Source organism: Nocardioides sp. HB32 (assembly GCF_054058995.1).
On record NZ_JBSSBS010000001.1, the window covers coordinates 3,419,710 to 3,436,864 of the forward strand.

17 protein-coding genes are annotated in these 17,155 nt (G+C 72.1%); 8 read left to right on the plus strand and 9 right to left on the minus strand.

Annotation, left to right across the window (positions count from 1 at the left end; all coding sequences use genetic code 11):
• Positions 1–2 precede the first annotated feature (2 nt).
• Entirely contained in the window at positions 3–1,916 is a 1,914-nt protein-coding gene (locus ACVW2K_RS17245) for an ABC transporter substrate-binding protein (protein ID WP_155991916.1), read from the minus strand.
• On the opposite strand from ACVW2K_RS17245, the gene ACVW2K_RS17250 reads away from it, so the two are divergent.
• From ACVW2K_RS17250 to ACVW2K_RS17265, 4 genes are read left to right on the plus strand one after another with little or no spacing between them, the layout of a single operon-like run.
• Entirely contained in the window at positions 1,866–3,968 is a 2,103-nt protein-coding gene (locus ACVW2K_RS17250; protein ID WP_457203360.1) for a prolyl oligopeptidase family serine peptidase, read from the plus strand. The two genes, ACVW2K_RS17245 and ACVW2K_RS17250, sit on opposite strands and share 51 nt — an antisense overlap.
• A complete protein-coding gene (locus ACVW2K_RS17255) occupies positions 3,965–5,293 on the plus strand; it encodes a M20/M25/M40 family metallo-hydrolase (protein ID WP_457203361.1) in 1,329 nt (442 codons plus the stop codon). Before ACVW2K_RS17250 ends, ACVW2K_RS17255 begins: the two co-directional genes overlap by 4 nt.
• Before the next feature lie 42 nt (positions 5,294–5,335).
• Positions 5,336–6,004 (plus strand): SDR family NAD(P)-dependent oxidoreductase, encoded by a 669-nt coding sequence (locus tag ACVW2K_RS17260; RefSeq protein ID WP_457203362.1) that lies wholly within the window; start codon positions 5,336–5,338, stop codon positions 6,002–6,004.
• Complete coding sequence (locus ACVW2K_RS17265) at positions 6,001–6,957, plus strand: S-adenosylmethionine:tRNA ribosyltransferase-isomerase (RefSeq protein WP_028635846.1); 957 nt, start codon at positions 6,001–6,003, stop codon at positions 6,955–6,957. The genes ACVW2K_RS17260 and ACVW2K_RS17265 overlap by 4 nt, the downstream gene beginning before the upstream one ends.
• A gap of 24 nt (positions 6,958–6,981) precedes the next feature.
• On the opposite strand, the gene ACVW2K_RS17270 is transcribed toward ACVW2K_RS17265, so the two are convergent.
• From ACVW2K_RS17270 to ACVW2K_RS17280, 3 genes are read right to left on the minus strand one after another with little or no spacing between them, the layout of a single operon-like run.
• On the minus strand, positions 6,982–7,737 hold the full coding sequence (locus ACVW2K_RS17270; protein ID WP_457203363.1) for a thioesterase family protein: 756 nt from the start codon (positions 7,735–7,737) through the stop codon (positions 6,982–6,984).
• Positions 7,738–7,745: 8 nt separating this feature from the next.
• Positions 7,746–8,537, minus strand: coding sequence for a GNAT family N-acetyltransferase (locus ACVW2K_RS17275; protein ID WP_457203364.1), 792 nt, complete (start codon positions 8,535–8,537; stop codon positions 7,746–7,748).
• Positions 8,534–8,941 (minus strand): secondary thiamine-phosphate synthase enzyme YjbQ, encoded by a 408-nt coding sequence (locus tag ACVW2K_RS17280; protein ID WP_028635843.1) that lies wholly within the window; start codon positions 8,939–8,941, stop codon positions 8,534–8,536. The genes ACVW2K_RS17275 and ACVW2K_RS17280 overlap by 4 nt, the downstream gene beginning before the upstream one ends.
• Before the next feature lie 36 nt (positions 8,942–8,977).
• On the opposite strand from ACVW2K_RS17280, the gene ACVW2K_RS17285 reads away from it, so the two are divergent.
• On the plus strand, positions 8,978–9,754 hold the full coding sequence (locus ACVW2K_RS17285; protein WP_457203365.1) for a GNAT family N-acetyltransferase: 777 nt from the start codon (positions 8,978–8,980) through the stop codon (positions 9,752–9,754).
• Between the two features lies 1 nt (position 9,755).
• On the opposite strand, the gene ACVW2K_RS17290 is transcribed toward ACVW2K_RS17285, so the two are convergent.
• The 3 genes from ACVW2K_RS17290 to ACVW2K_RS17300 all read right to left on the minus strand — a co-directional run bounded on the left by ACVW2K_RS17290 (position 9,756) and on the right by ACVW2K_RS17300 (position 13,582).
• Positions 9,756–10,394: a DUF3105 domain-containing protein gene (locus ACVW2K_RS17290; protein ID WP_457203366.1), complete on the minus strand. Its 639-nt coding sequence runs from the start codon at positions 10,392–10,394 to the stop codon at positions 9,756–9,758.
• Positions 10,394–10,693: an MTH1187 family thiamine-binding protein gene (locus tag ACVW2K_RS17295; RefSeq protein WP_457203367.1), complete on the minus strand. Its 300-nt coding sequence runs from the start codon at positions 10,691–10,693 to the stop codon at positions 10,394–10,396. The genes ACVW2K_RS17290 and ACVW2K_RS17295 overlap by 1 nt, the downstream gene beginning before the upstream one ends.
• Before the next feature lie 75 nt (positions 10,694–10,768).
• Complete coding sequence (locus ACVW2K_RS17300; RefSeq protein ID WP_457203368.1) at positions 10,769–13,582, minus strand: aconitate hydratase; 2,814 nt, start codon at positions 13,580–13,582, stop codon at positions 10,769–10,771.
• A gap of 139 nt (positions 13,583–13,721) precedes the next feature.
• Between ACVW2K_RS17300 and ACVW2K_RS17305 the strand changes: the two genes are divergently transcribed.
• From ACVW2K_RS17305 to ACVW2K_RS17315, 3 genes are read left to right on the plus strand one after another with little or no spacing between them, the layout of a single operon-like run.
• Positions 13,722–14,516, plus strand: a complete 795-nt coding sequence (locus ACVW2K_RS17305; protein WP_457203369.1) for an ABC transporter permease — start codon at positions 13,722–13,724, stop codon at positions 14,514–14,516.
• The gene (locus tag ACVW2K_RS17310; protein ID WP_028635836.1) at positions 14,509–15,309 is read left to right on the plus strand and encodes an ABC-2 family transporter protein; all 801 of its coding nucleotides are present in this window, start codon (positions 14,509–14,511) and stop codon (positions 15,307–15,309) included. The genes ACVW2K_RS17305 and ACVW2K_RS17310 overlap by 8 nt, the downstream gene beginning before the upstream one ends.
• Positions 15,306–16,262, plus strand: coding sequence for an ABC transporter ATP-binding protein (locus ACVW2K_RS17315; RefSeq protein WP_457203370.1), 957 nt, complete (start codon positions 15,306–15,308; stop codon positions 16,260–16,262). Before ACVW2K_RS17310 ends, ACVW2K_RS17315 begins: the two co-directional genes overlap by 4 nt.
• Here ACVW2K_RS17315 and ACVW2K_RS17320 read toward each other — a convergent pair.
• Together ACVW2K_RS17320 and ACVW2K_RS17325 are read right to left on the minus strand one after the other, a co-directional pair.
• Positions 16,259–16,891 (minus strand): sigma-70 family RNA polymerase sigma factor, encoded by a 633-nt coding sequence (locus ACVW2K_RS17320; RefSeq protein WP_457203371.1) that lies wholly within the window; start codon positions 16,889–16,891, stop codon positions 16,259–16,261. The genes ACVW2K_RS17315 and ACVW2K_RS17320 overlap by 4 nt on opposite strands.
• Positions 16,888–17,109, minus strand: coding sequence for a hypothetical protein (locus ACVW2K_RS17325; protein ID WP_028635833.1), 222 nt, complete (start codon positions 17,107–17,109; stop codon positions 16,888–16,890). Before ACVW2K_RS17325 ends, ACVW2K_RS17320 begins: the two co-directional genes overlap by 4 nt.
• Positions 17,110–17,155 lie beyond the last annotated feature (46 nt).

The following is a 17,155-nucleotide window of genomic DNA, read 5'->3' on the forward strand; positions in this document are numbered from 1 at the left end:
CGTCACTCCCGGTCCGCAGCGGTCCGGTGCCGCCGGGCAGCGAGGAGCGCGACGAGCCCGGCGACCGCGAGTGCCACGACCGCGACGCCCACGATCACCGGCGTGCTCACCGCGCTCGACTCGCCGGACGTCTCGCTGGCCTGGGTGGCGTTGGCGGCGCCGCCGCAGTCACCCGCCTCGGCCGCCGGTCGCACGTGCAGGTAGCTGTAGGCACCGGACTGGAAGAGCCACACGCCGCCGGGCTCGGGCTGCTGCGCGAAGCACGCGAACCGGTCGCTGCGGAACGCCTCGCCGATGGTGTCGTACGCCGTGACCAGGTACGGCGCGTCCTCGTACACCATCTGCTGCATCTGGTGGACCAGCTCGACGCGCTTGTCCTTGTCCATCTCGGTGAGCTGCTCCTGGTACAGCTTGTCGTAGGCGTCGTTGCAGTACCACGAGTCCGACCACGAGCCGAGCTGCCCGCAGGTCAGGTAGTCGAGCATCGTGGTCGGGTCCGGGTCGACGTACCAGCCCCACTCGAAGGCGTCGTAGTTGCCGTCCAGGATGACATTGGTCAGCTTGCTGGACTCCATGCTGACGACGTCGGCCTTGATGCCGATGTCCTGGAGCCACTCCTGGAAGTAGTTCATGGTGTTCAGCGAGGTCGGTGACTCCGACCGGGCGGCTAGCCGCAGGGTGCCGATCGGCGAGCCGTCCGGCATCGTCCGCAGGCCGTCGGAGCCCATCTTGTACCCGGCCGCGTCGAGCAGCTGGCCGGCCTTGTCGGGGTCGTACGTGTAGGCCTCGTCGGCGGGCGGCTCCCACCGCCAGGTGCTGAACGCCGGCGGGATGATCACGCTGCCGGGGACGCCGGCGCCCTGGTAGACCTTGTCGATGATCTGCTGGGTGTCGATGGCGTAGCCCAGCGCGTGGCGGAACGCCGCGTCCTTCAGCGCGGGGTTGCCGTCGCCGATCGGGTCGCCCGTGTCGACGTCGATGGCGCCGGTGTTGAAGGCGATCTCGTCGAAGCTCGGGGCGTTGCCGTTCTGCGCGGTGATGCCGTCGCGGCCCTGAAGCGACTTGACCTGGAGCGCGTTGATGCCGTCGACGAAGTCGACCTCGCCCTTGATCAGCGCCTGGACCATCGGGTCCTCGCTCTTGTAGACGCGGAACACGACGCGGTCGATGTGCGGGGCGCCCTGCCAGTAGTCCGGGTTGGCCTCGAAGACGTACGTCGACCCGCCGGCGCTGCCCTCGACCATCCGGAACGGGCCCGAGCCCACGACCGGCTGGCCGTCGGTCGGCTCGTTCTTGTAGGTCTTCACGTCCTTCTCGGCGACGTCCTTCCAGACGTGCTCGGGAACGATCGGGATCGGCAGCAGCGGCAGGCTCGAGTTCGGCTTCTTCAGCGTCAGCACGAGCGTCGTCGGGTCGGTGGCCTCGGCCTTGGTGACCTGGGTGAGGTACGCGCCCCAGGTGGCCGCCTCCGGCCCGCCGTCGATGACCCGGTTGTAGGTGTAGGCGACGTCCTCGGCCGTCAGCGGCTGGCCGTCGGACCACATCGCCTTGTCGGTCATGTGGAAGGTCCAGGTCAGCCCGTCGTCGGACGTGTCCCAGCTCTGCGCGAGCGCGGGCTCCGGCGAGAGGTCCTTGGTGGAGTAGGTGACCAGGTAGTCGTAGGTGAGCTGCCACATCTCGAACGACATCGCCTCGATCCCGACGAAGGGATTGAGCGAGTCGGCGTCGTTGAGCACCCCGATCGTCAGCGTGACCGGCTCGTCCGCCGCCCGGGCCGGCGCCAGCGCGAGGCCCGGTGACAGGCACGCCGCGAGCAGCGCCAGAGCGACGACGACGCGCGTGCCCCGAGGGGTACCTTGACCTCCGTGACGACCCCTCCGGCGGCGCCCCGCGAGCCCTTCGAGCACCTCGAGCACGGCGTGCCGCGCCCGGACCCGTACCAGTGGATGGCGTCGGGCGGCACCAGGCTGGCCGACCACCTCCGCGCCGAGAGGACGTTCTACGACTCTGCGTGTGCGCATCTGCACTCCCTGGTCTCGGCCCTGCGCTCCGAGATGGTGGGCCGCCTCCCGGAGGCGGACGTGTCGGCTCGCTGGCGTCGTACGAGATATGCCTACTACACGGCGGCGCAAACGGGGAGGGACTACGCCGATCTGATGAGAGAAATCAACGGCGCCGAGACCGAATCGAAACAGAATCGGTCGCCGGAGGTCCTGCTCGATGTCGAATCCCTCGCCAACGATCCCGACCGGGGCACCGGCTACCTCGAGCTGGGCGTCACCCTGGTCAGCCCGTCGGAGGACCTGCTCGCCTACTCCTTCGACCGCGACGGCGACGAGGTCTACGAGCTGCGGTTCCGCGACCTGCGCACCGGCACCGACCTCCCCGAGGTGGTGTCGCGGAGCTACTACGGCGGCGCGTGGAGCGCCGACTCGGCGTGGTTCTTCTACACCGTGCACGATGCGCAGTACCGGCCGTTCCAGGTCTGGCGGCACCGGGTGGGTGGGCCGACCGCCGACGACGTGCTGGTGGTCGAGGAGCCCGACGAGCGCTTCGAGGTGCAGGTCCGCGGCACCCGCAGCGGCGACCTGGTCGTGGTCTGGAGCGCGAGCAACACCACCTCGGAGTGCTGGGTCGTCGACGCCCACGACGTGACCCGGGGGCCGTGGTCGGTCGGCGGCCGGCGCGAGGGCGTGCGCTACCACGCGGAGCACCGGCGGCTGCCGGACGGCGGAGCGGACCTCCTGGTCGTCACCGACGACGACGCGGTCGAGTCGCGCCTGATGACGGCACCGGTGCCGGACGGCGCCGACCAGGACCGCACGGCCTGGGCCGAGGCGCGGCCGGAGTCAGGTCACGAGCAGCTGCTCCGCGCGGACGCCTTCGCGGCCGGTGTGATCCTGACCGTCCGCACCGACGGCAGGCGCGCGCTGGTGCTGGTGCCGCACGACGATCTCGCCGGCACGCGCGGGTTCGGGCTGATGGAGTCCGACCACCCCGACGGTGACACCGTCCTGTTCCGCTCGCCGCAGTACGACGCCCGCACGGTCACCGTGCTCGAGGAGTCCTGGCTGCGGCCGGGCGTCGCGTGGTCCATGGGCCTCGAGTCCGGCCTGCTCGACAAGGTCTGGGAGCAGCAGGCCCCGGGCCACGATCCCGCGCGGTACGTGAGCGAACGTCGTACCTTCCCCTCGGCCGACGGCACCGCGGTGCCCGCGACGATCCTGCGCCACCGCGACACCCCGCTGGACGGCTCCGCGCCCGCGCTCGTCTACGGCTACGGCTCCTACGGCGCGGTCGACGAGCCGGCCTGGGACCCGGCGCTGCCGAGCCTGCTCGACCGTGGCGTCGTCTACGTGTACGCGCACAACCGCGGGGGCGGCGAGCTGGGCCGGCGCTGGTACCTCGACGGCAAGCTCGAGCACAAGCAGCACACCTTCGACGACCACATCGCGGTGGCGGACGGGCTGGCACGCGACGGGCTCATCGATCCGGCGCGGATCGCCACGCGGGGGCTGAGCGCGGGCGGGCTGCTGCAGGGCGCGGTCCTCAGCCAGCGACCGGACCGGTGGCGCGCGGTCGTCGCCGAGGTGCCGTTCGTGGACGTGGTGACGACGATGTTCGACGCCTCCATCCCGTTGACGATCACCGAGTGGGAGGAGTGGGGCGACCCGCGCCGCCGGGCCGACTTCGAGTGGCTGCTGGCGTACTCGCCGTACGACAACCCGCCACCGGCGGGTGAGCGCCCGGACCTGCTGGTGACGGGCGCGCTGCACGACCCGCGCGTGATGGTGCACGAGCCGGCCAAGTGGGTGGCGCGGCTGCGCGAGACCGACCCGGAGTGGTCGCCACGCTGCCACTTCCGCGTCGAGACCGGGGCTGGCGCGCACGTGGGGCCGTCGGGACGGTTCGGGCACCTCGCCTACGAGGCCGAGGTGTACGCCTGGATCCTGGACCGGCTGTCGTGACCCCGCTCCTCGAGGAGGTGCTCGAGGTCGCGCGGGCGCTGATCCGCTTCGACACCAGCAACGCGCCCGAGGCGGTACTCGGTCGGCCGCCGGGCAACGAGACCGGGCCGGCGGCGTACCTCCACGAGTACCTGAGCGGGTTCGGCGTCGACTGCGAGCTGGTGGCCCGCGACCCGAGCCGGGCGAACCTGGTCGCGCGGATCCCGGGCATCGGGGACGCCCCGTCCCTGGCCTTCGTCGGCCACCTCGACGTCGTGCCGGCGGACCCGCGGGACTGGACGCACCCGCCGTTCGCCGCCGTCGTCGACGAGGGCGGCTGGCTGTGGGGCCGCGGCGCGATCGACATGAAGAACGAGGTCGCCGCCCGGGCCGTCGCGATGGCGGAGCTGGCGCGCGCGGGGTTCCGGCCGCGCGGCGACCTGTGGCTCATCGCGGTCGCCGACGAGGAGGACGGCACGGCCGACGTCGGCATGCGCTGGCTGCTCGAGGCGCGCCCGGACATCCGGCCGGACCTGGCGATCAACGAGGGTGGCGGCGAGCGGCTCCCGCTGGCCGACGGCCGGGTCGTGCAGACGATCAGCGTGGGCGAGAAGGGCACCTACCCGGTGCGGGTGGTCGCCGTCGGCGAGGCGGGTCACGCCTCGACGCCGGACGTCGGCGCGAACGCGGTACCCCTGCTGGGCGAGCTGCTCGGCCGGGTCGGCCGCGGGATGCCGATCCCGCAGGAGTCGCCGCACGTGGACGCGATGCTCGAGGTGCTGCTCGGGCCGGTGACCGATCGCGCGTCGGCGCTGCACGACGCGGCGGCGCTCCACCCGGTGCTCGCGCACACCATCCCGGCCCTGGGCGGTACGACGATGGCACCGACGATCCTCGCCGGGTCGGGCAAGCGGAACGTGATGCCGGCCCGCGCGTCCGTCGAGCTGGACTGCCGGATCCTGCCCGGGACGACCCCCGGCGACGTCGAGCGTGCCGTGCGGGCGCGGCTCGGGACCGACCTGCGCTACGAGCTCGAGTGGCCCGAGCCGCTGATCGCCGGCAGCGCCTCGTCCCCGGCGACGGCCCTGATGGACGCGATCTCGCGGGTGCTGGTCGCCTCCGGTGACGACGCGCAGCTGCTGCCGATGCTGTGCACGGGCTTCACGGACTCGGTGTACCTGCGCGAGGCGGGCACGCCCACGGCGTACGGCTTCAGCCCGTTCCGGTCGACCCCGGCGGAGGTGCTGACGGCCGGGTTCCACAACGCCGACGAGCGCGTGCACGTCGACGACCTGCTGCTGTCGGTGGAGTTCCACGTGGCGCTGGCGCGCGAGCTGCTGGGCTAGCCTCCTTGACTTGAAGTTCACTTCAACTTGCAGGCTTCTGGCATGCCTGTTGCCGTCATCACCGGAGCATCCCAGGGCCTGGGCCTCTCCCTCGCCACCCACCTCGCCGAGTCCGGCTGGACGATCGTCGCCGACGCGCGGGACGCCTCCCGCCTGGGCGCCGCCGTCGACGCGCTGCCGGGCGGCCCGCATGCCGCGGTGCCCGGCGACGTCACGGACTCCTGGCACCGTGGCGCCCTGGCCGCGGCCGCCACCGACCTCGGCGGCGCCGACCTGCTGGTCAACAACGCCAGCACCCTCGGGGCCAGTCCGCTCCCCCGGCTCGCCGACCTCGACCCGACCGCCTTCGCCCGCACCTTCGAGGTGAACGTCGTCGCCCCGGTCGCCCTCGCCGGCCTGCTGCTCCCGCAGCTGCGGGCGCGGCGCGGGCGGATCGTGAACATCACCTCCGACGCGTCCGTCGAGCCCTACGAGACCTGGGGCGGGTACGGCGCGTCCAAGGCCGCCCTCGACCACGCCACCCGGGTGCTCGCCGCGGAGGAGCCGCTCGTGCGGGTGTACGCCGTCGACCCCGGCGACCTGCGCACCGAGATGCACCAGGCGGCGTTCCCGGGCGAGGACATCAGCGACCGGCCGGCTCCCTCGTCGGTCGCCCCGCGGCTGCTCTCGCTGGTGCTCGGTGACGCCGCGAGCGGGCGGCACGTCGCATGACGGCCACCATGCCGCCCGAGGCGCGTGGCATCTCCCGCGACGGGGTCCGGCTCGCGGTCGTGACGCCGTCGGGGACCACGCACACCGTGGCCCGGGACCTCCCGTCGTACCTCTCCCCCGGCGACGTGCTCGTCATCAACACGAGCGCGACGCTGCCGTCCGCGCTGCCCGGGCTGCACGTCTCGACGTCGCTCGACGACGGGTCCTGGGTCGTCGAGCTCCGGCAGCCCTCGAACGCGGGGCCGGCCGTCCCGGTGCCGGGTGAGGTCCTGCCGCTGCCGGGCGGGGTGTTGCTGCGGATCGTCGAGCCACACCCACCGGGCCAGGCCCGGCTGTGGCGCGCGATCCCCTCACCGCAGGTCGACCGCGTCCCGTACCTCGAGGAGTGGGGCCGGCCGATCCACTACCGCTACGTCACCGGCAGCTGGCCGATCGACGCGCTCCAGAACGTCTACGCCATCCATCCCGGGAGCGCCGAGATGCCGTCGGCGGGGCGGCCGCTGACGGCTGCCGTGCTGGTGCGCCTCCTCGCGAACGGCGTCACGATCGCGCCGCTCGTGCTGCACACGGGCGTCGCGAGCCAGGAGAAGCACGAGCCGCCCCAGACCGAGGAGTACGCCGTCCCCGCCGCCACCGCCCGGCTCGTGAACTCCGCCCGGCGAACCGGTCGACGCGTCGTGGCCGTCGGCACGACGGTCGTGCGGGCACTGGAGTCCGCGGCGTTCAACGGCCGCGTCGTCCCCTCCGCGGGCTGGACCTCGCTGGTCCTGGGGCCCTCCCGACCCGCCACCGTCGTGGACGGGCTGCTCACCGGCCTCCACGAGCCCGAGGCGAGCCACCTCGACCTGCTCCGGGCCGTCGCCGGCGGGTCGCTCGTGACGCGGGGGTACGCCGACCTCACGCCCGACTACCTCTGGCACGAGTTCGGCGACTCGATGCTGCTGCTGCCCTGAGGCGGGTGGCCGCCTGGGCGACGCTCAGGGTCGCAAGGTCAGGGACTGCGCGACCGTGCCGAAGGGGCCGCGCTCGTCGTGGAGCACGCTGCTGGTGAGACCGTGCCCCGAGGGCCCGAAGCTGACCGTGGTGTCGAAGCCGAGCCAGCCCGGCTCGGGGGCCCGGACGAGGTGTGCGGTCAGGTCGAGGTTCGGGAAGGCGACGCTGCGCGGGTCCTCGCGGACCGTCATGCCGTTGGCGATGTCGGCGAGACCGGCCGCCGACGCGAGCGCGCTGGTCGGCTCGTCGAGCAGCGGGACGTCGGTGCGCACCCAGTAGCGGGCCCGGCCCGGTGCCTCCTGCGCGCGCCGCACCTCCACCGAGGCGATGAACCCTCCGGGCCAGACGGTGGTCGGGTCCCAGGCCGGCATCGCCGACGGCGGCGGCAACGGCTCCAGCCGCGTCCCGGCCACCGCGGCCGTGTCGCGCTCGGCCATCAGCCAGGCCCGCAGCAGCACCGCCGGCCGGCCCGCGTGCGACAGCGCCGCCTCGACCAGCTCGACGGTCCGGCCCGGACGCACGACCCGGACGCCGACCGAGACCTCCTCGAGCGGGATCACGCCGAGGATGTCGAACGACAGCCGCGAGACCGCCATCCGGTCGCCGCGCTCGGTCTCGACGGCGTGCGTCAGCAGGCCGAGCGCCGGGGCGATGTGCTGCTCGTCGAGCTGCCAGGCGCCGCCGACGTGCGGGGACGGCAGGAACGTCGTAGGACCGGTACGGGAGAAGTAGCTCGACATCGAGACATTCATACCGGTGTCGACAAAGCCGCGACGGCGTACGGCGTCGTGCCGCCGACGGTGCGCAGGCCGAGCCGCTCGAGGATCGGGCGGCTGTCGTCGGAGGCGTCGACCTGGAGCACGGTGCAGCCGCGCGCCAGCGCGGACGTGGCCCGGGCCGCGACCAGCGCGCGGTAGATGCCCCGGCCGCGGTACGCCGGCAGCGTGCTGCCGCCCCACAGTCCGGCGACCTCCGTCTCACCGAGCGGGACCAGCCAGGCGGCGCTGACCACGGTGTCGCCGTCCTCGACGGCCAGCACCTCGATCGAGTCCAGCCGCTCCTCGAGGTCGTCGGCGAGCCAGGACCAGTCCTCGCCCCACACCTCGCTCTCCATCGCCGCGATCCGCTCGAGGTCGGCGCGCTCGCCGACCTGGCGCATCGTGAGCCCCGCGGGCAGGACCGGCTCGCCGGCGAGCAGCCTCGTCTCGCCGAGCACCAGCGCCTCGTGGTCCTCAGCGCGGGCACCGCGCTCGAGCAGCAGCGGCACCAGGTCCGCACGGTCGTGGTCGAACGTCTTCCACTCGAAGCCGACGCCGTGCTCACGGAACGCCGCGAACGTCCGGTCGACGAGCGCCTCCAGCTCCTCGGCCGGCAGGGCGCCGGCGTCCGCGGTGAACATCGCGAAGCCCTCGCGCGGCGTCACGCAGCGGGTCACCGGACCGTCGTGCTCGACCGTCCAGGTCGGCGGCACCCGGATGCCGAGGGTGCCGCGGACCTGCTCGTCGTACAGCGCCAGCAGCGCAGCGTCGTCCATCCTCATGCCCCCGCCAGGAAGCTGAGCCGCACGTCGCGGTCGCGGTTGTCGACGTTCAGGTCCACCAGGCAGATGCTCTGCCAGGTGCCGAGCGCCAGGCGCCCGTCGAGCACGGGGACGGTCGCGTACGGCGGCACCAGTGCCGGCATCACGTGCGACCGGCCGTGGCCGCGGCTGCCGTGCGCGTGCCGCCAGCGATCGTCGGCGGGCAGCAGGTCGGCGAGCGCGGCGAGCAGGTCGTCGTCGCTGCCGGCGCCGGTCTCGATGATCGCGATGCCCGCGGTCGCGTGCGGCACGAACACGTGCAGCAGCCCGTCGCCGCGCGAGGCCGCGAACTCGCGGCAGTCGTCGGTGATGTCGAGGACGACCTCGCGGTCGCCGGTGCGGTAGCTGCGGTTCTCTGAATCCACGCGACCGATCGTGCCACGGGCGGTTACGGTCCCCGCGTGGAGATCCCCTCGCTGGCCGTGCGCACCGACCTCGCCCTGGCCCGGATCGCCGGCAGCGCGGTGGAGGACCACGGCGGGTACGTCGCGGTCCGGACGCCCGACAACCCGTCGTTCTACTGGGGCAACTACCTGCTCCTCCCCCGGGCGCCCGAGCCGGACGAGCTGCCCGCCTGGGAGGAGCTGAGCGAGCGGACGTTCCCGCAGTGCCGGCACCGCGCGTACGGGGTCGCCACCTCCGACGGCACGGAGGCCGACCTCGCCGTGTTCTCGGCGGCCGGCTTCGAGACGGATGCGTCGAGCGTCCTGACGGCCACCGCGGTCCACGAGCCGCCGCGACCCAACCGCGAGGCGACGTACCGCCGACTCGTCAGCGACGACGACTGGGAGCAGCAGGTGGCGCTGTGGGACCTCGACGACGACGTGACGCCGGAGTTCGTCCGCGGCAAGGTGGCCGCCGAGCGCCGGACGACGGAGACGGGCGCCGGCGCGTGGTGGGGCGCGTTCGTGGACGGCCGCCTGCTGTCGTCGATGGGCCTGGTCGCCGCGAGCCCCGGGCTCGCCCGCTTCCAGCAGGTGCAGACCCGCCCCGAGGCACGGGGCCGGGGCCTGGCGGGCACGCTCGTGGAGCGGGTCGCGCGCTACGGCTTCGAGGAGCTCGGCGCACAGACGCTGGTCATGGTCGCCGACCCGGACTACCTCGCCATCCGGATCTACCGGTCGGTGGGCTTCGAGGACACCGAGACCGAGCTCCAGGCGCTGCGCAAGCCGTCCTGAGTCAGACGTCCGTCCCCTGCTGGCCGTCGCCCGCCCGCAACCCGCCCGCGCACGACGCGAACGGCTCCGGCGCGGTCTCGCCTCCGCCGAACGTGTCGATGAACAGCGCCAGCCGCGGGTCGTCGGCGCCGTCGAGCGCCAGCTGGCGTCCCCACACGGTCACGACGACCGGCGCATCGAGGCCGTTGTACGGCGAGATGATGCCGTTCTGCGGCAGGGCCGCCTCGAGCGCCCCCAGCTCGACGTCGGCCTCGGGGTCGTAGGTGATCCAGACGGTCCCGTGCTCGAGGTCGTGCACGGCGTTCTCGTCGCGGACCGGCTCGTCGTACACCCCGCAGTCCAGCCAGGCCGGGTCGTGCGGGCCGCCGACCGGCGGGCTCTGCGGGTAGTCCACGTCCGCGGTCGTGTGCGCGGCCTCGAGGTCGTCGTACACGGCCACGTCGGCGAGACTCACCCCTCCGTCGCGGGCCTGATCGGGAGGCTCGTCGCTGATCAGGTACGGCAGGGTCACGGCCACACCCACGAGCAGCACGGCCACCCCGACCGCGAGCACGACCGCCAGCCGGCGCCGGCGGGCCGGTTGCGGTGGGGGCGGTGGCGGTGGGTACGCCGGCGGCGGGAAGGTGGGCAGCTCGGGCATCAGCCGTTGAGGAACCGCTCGACCCGCTCGACCTTGGCGGTCAGCTGGCCCTCCCAGCCGGGCCGGATGTCGGCCTTGAGCACCAGACCGACCCGCGGCGAGACCGCGGCGACGACGTCGACGGCCCGCTTCACGACCGCCATCACCTCGTCCCACTCGCCCTCGACGTTGGTGAACATGGAGTTCAGCTCGTAGGGCAGCCCGGACTCCTTGACCACCCGCACCGCCGCCGCCACGGCCTCGGAGACCGAGCCCGTGTCGTCGGCGGTGGTGGGCGAGATGCTGAACGCGACGATCATGCGAGGACGGTAGTCCAGCCCCCATGACGCCGAGTCGGCGCAGTCTCAGCTGAGACTGCGCCGACTCGGCGGGGATCAGGCCCGGCGGAGGTTCCGCAGGACGTACTGCATGATGCCGCCGTTGCGGTAGTAGTTCGCCTCGCCGGGGGTGTCGATGCGGACCACCGCGTCGAACTCGGTGTCGCCTGCCTTGACCTTCACCGTCCTGGGCGTGGATCCGGAGTTGAGCTCGGTGATGCCGGTGATGGAGAACTCCTCCTCACCGGTGAGTCCCAGCGACTCGGCGTTCTCGCCCTCCGGGAACTGCAGCGGGATCACGCCCATGCCGATCAGGTTCGACCGGTGGATCCGCTCGTAGGACTCGGCGATGACCGCCTTCACGCCCAGCAGCGAGGTGCCCTTGGCCGCCCAGTCGCGCGACGAGCCGGAGCCGTACTCCTTGCCGGCCAGGACGACCAGCGGGGTGCCGGCGGCGAGGTAGTTCTCCGACGCCTCGAACACCGAGGTGACGTCGCCGCCGTTGGTGAAGTCGCGGGTGACGCCGCCCTCGGTGCCCGGCGCGAGCTGGTTGCGCAGGCGGATGTTCGCGAACGTGCCGCGGATCATCACCTCGTGGTTGCCGCGGCGGGAGCCGTAGGAGTTGAAGTCCCGCTGCTCGACGCCGTGCTCGGCGAGGTACGTGCCCGCGGGCGAGTCCTTCTTGATCGCGCCGGCCGGGCTGATGTGGTCGGTCGTGACCGAGTCGCCCAGCTTGAGCAGCACCCGGGCGCCCTCGATGTCGGTGACCGGCTCCGGCTCGTCGGGCATGCCGTCGAAGTACGGAGGCTTGCGGACGTACGTCGAGGCCTCGTCCCACGCGAAGGTCTTGCCCTCCGGCGTCGGCAGCGAGCGCCACTGCTCGTCGCCCGCGAAGACGTCCTCGTAGCTGTCGCCGAACATCTTCGAGTTGATCGCACCGGCGATCACCTCCTCGACCTCCGACGGCGCCGGCCAGACGTCCTTGAGGAACACGTCGTTGCCGTCCTGGTCCTGGCCCAGCGGGTCGCTGAACAGGTCGACGTCCATCGAGCCGGCCAGCGCGTAGGCGACGACCAGCGGCGGGGACGCGAGGTAGTTCATCTTCACGTCCGGGTTGATCCGGCCCTCGAAGTTCCGGTTGCCCGAGAGCACCGAGACGACCGACAGGTCCTTCTCGTTGACGGCGGCCGAGACCTCGGGGATGAGCGGGCCGGAGTTGCCGATGCACGTGGTGCAGCCGTAGCCGACGAGGTTGAAGCCGAGCTTGTCGAGGTACGGCGTGAGGCCGGACTTCTCGTAGTAGTCGGAGACCACCTTCGAGCCGGGCGCGAGGGTCGTCTTGACCCACGGCTTGCGCTGCAGGCCCTTCTCGACGGCCTTCTTGGCCAGCAGGGCGGCGCCGATCATCACCGACGGGTTCGAGGTGTTGGTGCACGACGTGATCGCCGCGATGGTCACCGCGCCGTGGTCGAGGGTGAACTTCGTGCCGTCCTCGAGGGTGACCTCGACCGGGCTGCTCGGGCGTCCGCCGTCGCTCGGGGCCGCGGACAGGTGGTTGCTCGGCGGCGCGGACTGGCCGTGACCGTTGGACGTGGCCGGGTCGGAGGCCGGGAACGACTCGGCGACCGACTCGTCGTAGCCGTTCTCCTCCTCGCCCTCGACGTAGTCCTTGAGCGAGTTGCGGAAGGACTCCTTGGCGTCCGTGACCTGGATCCGGTCCTGCGGGCGCTTCGGGCCCGCGATCGACGGTACGACGGTGGCCAGGTCGAGCTCGAGCTTCTCGCTGTAGCGCGGCTCGGCGTCGGGGTCGTGCCAGAGGCCCTGCTCCTTGGCGTACGCCTCGACGAGCGCGAGCTGCTCCGGCGAGCGGCCGGTGAGCTCGAGGTACTTCGTCGTCTCCTCGTCGATCGGGAAGACCGCGATGGTCGAGCCGAACTCGGGGCTCATGTTGCCGATCGTGGCCCGGTTGGCCAGCGGCAGCACGGAGACGCCGGGTCCGTAGAACTCGACGAACTTGCCGACGACGCCGTGCTTGCGCAGCATCTCGGTGATCGTCAGCACCAGGTCGGTCGCGGTCGAGCCCTCGGGCAGGTCGCCGGAGAGCTTGAAGCCGACCACGCGCGGGATGAGCATCGAGACGGGCTGGCCGAGCATCGCGGCCTCGGCCTCGATGCCGCCGACGCCCCAGCCGACGACGCCGATGCCGTTGACCATGGTGGTGTGGGAGTCGGTGCCGACGCAGGTGTCCGGGTAGGCGAGCAGCTCGCCGTCGACCTCACGCGTGAAGACCGTGCGGGCCAGGTGCTCGATGTTGACCTGGTGCACGATGCCGGTGCCCGGCGGGACGACCTTGAAGTCGTCGAAGGCGCCCTGGCCCCAGCGGAGGAACTGGTAGCGCTCCCGGTTGCGCTCGTACTCGATCTCGACGTTGCGCTCGAAGGCCTCCGGCGTGCCGAAGACGTCGGCGATCACGGAGTGGTCGATGACCATCTCGGCCGGCGCGAGCGGGTTGATCTTCGACGGGTCGCCGCCGAGGTCGGCCATCGCCTCGCGCATCGTGGCGAGGTCGACGACGCACGGGACGCCGGTGAAGTCCTGCATGATCACGCGCGCCGGCGTGAACTGGATCTCCTTGCTGGGCTCGGCGTCCGCGTCCCAGCCGGCGATCGCCTTGATGTCGTCGGCGGTGATGTCCGCGCCGTCCTCGGTGCGGAGCAGGTTCTCCAGCAGTACCTTGAGGCTGAACGGCAGCGACGCGACGTCGAGGCCCTCGCCCTGCACCGCGTCGAGGCGGAAGATCTCGTAGGACGTGCCGTCCACGTCCAGGGTGCTCTTGGCACCGAAGCTGTCCTGACTGGCCACAGCAGTCATCTCCTGACTCGTCGTCCCGGTCTGATCGCGGTCCATCCTGCCCTAACCGGTTCCCCGTCGAGGACCGCGATATCTCTTGACGTCAAGATACATGATGCCGAGATGATTTGGCGATCGGACCCGGTAGGTTCCTGTGACCGTGCGCACCTACGTCCGGTTGTTCGTCGCGGGATTCCGCCGGCAGTCGACGTACCGCCTCGCGGCGTTCGGCGGGCTGGTCGCCAACGCGACGTTCGGGTTGCTGAAGGTCGCCCTGCTCTTCGCCGCCGTGCGCACCGCCGGCGGCGAGCTGGCCGGGTACGACGTGGCGATGATGAGCTCCTACATCTGGATCTCCCAGGGCCTGCTCGGGTCGATCAACCTCTCCGGCCGCACCGACATCGCCGACCGGATCCGGACCGGCGACGTGGCTGTCGACTTCCTGCGCCCGGTCGACGTGCACCTGGCCAGCGTGGCGACCGAGGTCGGGCGGTCGGTCTTCGCGCTGATCCCCCGCGGCCTGCCCTCCGTGGCGATCGGCGCGGTCGTCGTCGGCATGGCCGTGCCCGACCACGCCTCGGCGTACGTCCTGGGCGCCGTGAGCCTTTTCCTGGCGATCGTGGTCTCCGCGACCACCGTGTACCTGGTCGGGGCCGCGGGCTTCTGGCTCGTCGAGACGCGCGGGGTCGCGATCCTCTACATGGTCGTGTCCGGCTTCCTGGCCGGCCTGTTCGTGCCGATCGGACTCTTCCCGGGATGGCTCCACGCGGTGGCGACCGCGACGCCGTTCCCGTCGATGATGATGTATCCCGTCGACATCCTCTCCGGCCGCGTCGAGGGGCTCGCCTCGCTCGGGATCGTCGGGCTCCAGCTCTTCTGGGTCGGTACGACGGTGGCCGCGGGCCAGCTCGCCACCCGGTCTGGCCGCCGGCGGCTGGAGGTGCAGGGTGGTTGACCTGACGCCGTACCGCGCCGTCCTCGCCTCCCGGGTGCGTGCGCAGCGCACCTACCGGGCGAACTTCCTGCTGGACCTGTCCAGCTCGCTGCTCGTCGGCCTCGTCGAGCTCGCCGAGGTCTGGGTGGTCTTCCGGTCGGTCGACTCCCTGGGCGGGCTCGACCTCGCCGCAGTGGTGCTGGTGTTCGGCCTGGCCGACCTGTCGTTCTCGCTCGCAGACCTCGCCTTCGGCCACTGCGACACGCTGCCGACCTACCTGCGGGCCGGGACGCTCGACGTCTTCTACCTGCGGCCGCAGCCGCTGCTGCTCCAGCTGATCACCAGCGACATCTCGCTGCGGCGGCTGGCCCGCGCCGCCGTCGGCGTCGCGGCTCTCGTGGCCGGCTTGGCGATGAACGACGTGCCGTGGAGCGCCGGCGCGGTGGCGCTGCTGGTGCTCGCGGTCGTCAGCGGGATCGCGACGTTCGCGGCGATGTTCGTCTGGGCCGCGGGCGCGCAGTTCTACCTCGTCGACGGCGCGGAGGCGACCAACGCGTTCGTGTACGGCGGCCGGTACGCCGCCAGCCAGCCCGCGTCGGTGTGGTCCCGGCCGCTCGTGGTCGTCTTCGGGTTCTTCTTCCCGATGGCGTTCACGGCGTACCTGCCCGTCGTCACCCTGCTCGGGCTGCCCGGCCCGGACTGGATGCCGGACGGGCTCGGCTGGTGTGCGCCGCTGGCCGCGATCTGGGCCTGGGCGCTGGCGCTGACCACCTGGCGCACCGGCGTACGTCACTACCAGGGAGGCGGCGGATGACCGACACCATCGTCGAGACCGAGGCCCTCGGGCGCGACTTCAGGGTCCGGGACGGGCTGCGTCGGCGCACGGTCGTCGCGGTGGAGGAGCTCACGGTCCGGATCGGGGCCGGCGAGGCGGTCGGCTACATCGGCGCGAACGGCGCCGGCAAGTCGACCACGATCAAGATGCTCACCGGCATCCTGGTGCCGAGCCGCGGCAGCGTGCGGACCTGCGGCCTCCAGCCGGTGCCGGACCGCAAGCGGCTCGCCCGGCAGGTCGGCGTGGTGTTCGGACAGCGCACCCAGCTCTGGTGGGACCTGCCGGTCCGGGAGTCGCTGCGCATCCTCGCCGCCATCCACTCCCTCGGCACCACCGCCGAGCGCGAGCGCACCGACGAGCTGGTCGAGCGGCTCGAGCTCGGCGAGTTCCTCGGCACGCCGGTGCGTCAGCTCTCGCTCGGGCAGCGGATGCGCGCCGAGGTGGCGGCGGCCCTCCTCCACTCCCCTCGCCTGGTGATCCTCGACGAGCCGACGATCGGCCTGGACGTGCTGTCCAAGCAGCGGCTGCGCGAGTTCCTCGTCGCGGAGCGCCGGCTGCACGGGACCACGCTGATGCTCACCACCCACGACATGGGCGACGTCGAGCGGCTGTGCGACCGGATCCTGCTCGTGGACCGCGGCTCGCTGGTCTTCGACGGCACCCTGGCCGGGCTCTCCCGGACGGTCGGCGCGGAACGGGTGCTGGTGGTCGACCTGGCCGAGCCGACGCCGGACCTCGACGACGTCCCCGACACCCGCCACCTCGGCAGCGAGGGCGGCGGGCTGCGCCAGCGGCTGGGGTTCGACCCCGACGTGACCACTGCCGCCCGCGTGCTCGCTGCGCTCAGCGGGCGCGCCGAGCTCGTCGACCTGGCGGTCGAGGAGCCGGACGTCGAGGAGATCGTGCGCCGGGTCTACGCGGCGCGGCGCTAGCGACAGAGGTGGCCCCTGGTCACCAGCGCGGCGCGAAGCTTCTTCCGGGCATCGAAGAGCACCTTGTACAACGCGTTCCGGGTCGACCCGAGCTCGTCGGCCAGCACGTCGATCGGCATGCCGTTGAGCACGGTCGCGACGAAGACGAGGCGCTGGCGATCGGTCAGGCTCTCGTCCACCGCTGAGGCGACCGCGGCCACGAGCTCCCGGACCTGGGCCTCGTCCTCGGGCCCCGCGTCGAACCTCCGGGCGAGCCGGGACCAGTCCTCCTCGTCGTACGGCACCTCGTGTCGTCGCCAGAAGTGGCGGTTCATCTTGGTGGCGACGTTGAAGATGACGAACCTGCTCGCCCACGTCGTGAACCGGGCCTCGCCCCGGAACCTGTCCAGGCGTTCACAGACGGCCATCAGGGCGTCGGCAGCGGCCTGGTGGGCGATGTCCTCGAGCTCGGGACCGTCCAGGCGCAGAAGGGGAGCCCGACGTCGCGCCTCGGCCTTGCCGACCCGAAGCAGCATCAGGTAGAGCTCACTGCACGCCGCCTCCCTCGGGGGGCCCACGGCGGCGAGTGCTCGCACCCACCGGCGGTTCTCGCGATCGATCTCGGGATCGCCCACCGCAACCTCGTTCATGCGACCGACGAACCTTCGGCATCGATGCACATCACCTGGAACCCGGCTCCGGCACCCACCACCTCCGCGTCCGCCCTCAACGCCGCTGCCGCCCGCCGATGACCCGGCACCGTCTCGGGACAAGACGCCCAGTACGGCACGGATCCGGCCTCTGCCGCGGCCAGGTCATCCTCACGCCGAGCGAGGCGAAGCAGCTCCTCGCGGACCAGGGCCAGCACCTTCCTTGCCTCATCACCTGACACCTGACTCACCTCTCATCCGCCG

What these genes read in the sequence shown, in the direction of transcription:
- ACVW2K_RS17260 (WP_457203362.1), top strand. Translation starts at nt 5,336, where the DNA reads ATGCCTGTTGCCGTCATCACCGGAGCATCCCAGGGCCTGGGCCTCTCC.
- ACVW2K_RS17265 (WP_028635846.1), top strand. Translation starts at nt 6,001, where the DNA reads ATGACGGCCACCATGCCGCCCGAGGCGCGTGGCATCTCCCGCGACGGG.
- ACVW2K_RS17270 (WP_457203363.1), bottom strand. Translation starts at nt 7,737, where the DNA reads ATGTCGAGCTACTTCTCCCGTACCGGTCCTACGACGTTCCTGCCGTCC.
- ACVW2K_RS17275 (WP_457203364.1), bottom strand. Translation starts at nt 8,537, where the DNA reads ATGAGGATGGACGACGCTGCGCTGCTGGCGCTGTACGACGAGCAGGTC.
- ACVW2K_RS17290 (WP_457203366.1), bottom strand. Translation starts at nt 10,394, where the DNA reads ATGCCCGAGCTGCCCACCTTCCCGCCGCCGGCGTACCCACCGCCACCG.
- ACVW2K_RS17295 (WP_457203367.1), bottom strand. Translation starts at nt 10,693, where the DNA reads ATGATCGTCGCGTTCAGCATCTCGCCCACCACCGCCGACGACACGGGC.
- ACVW2K_RS17300 (WP_457203368.1), bottom strand. Translation starts at nt 13,582, where the DNA reads ATGACTGCTGTGGCCAGTCAGGACAGCTTCGGTGCCAAGAGCACCCTG.
- ACVW2K_RS17315 (WP_457203370.1), top strand. Translation starts at nt 15,306, where the DNA reads ATGACCGACACCATCGTCGAGACCGAGGCCCTCGGGCGCGACTTCAGG.
- ACVW2K_RS17320 (WP_457203371.1), bottom strand. Translation starts at nt 16,891, where the DNA reads ATGAACGAGGTTGCGGTGGGCGATCCCGAGATCGATCGCGAGAACCGC.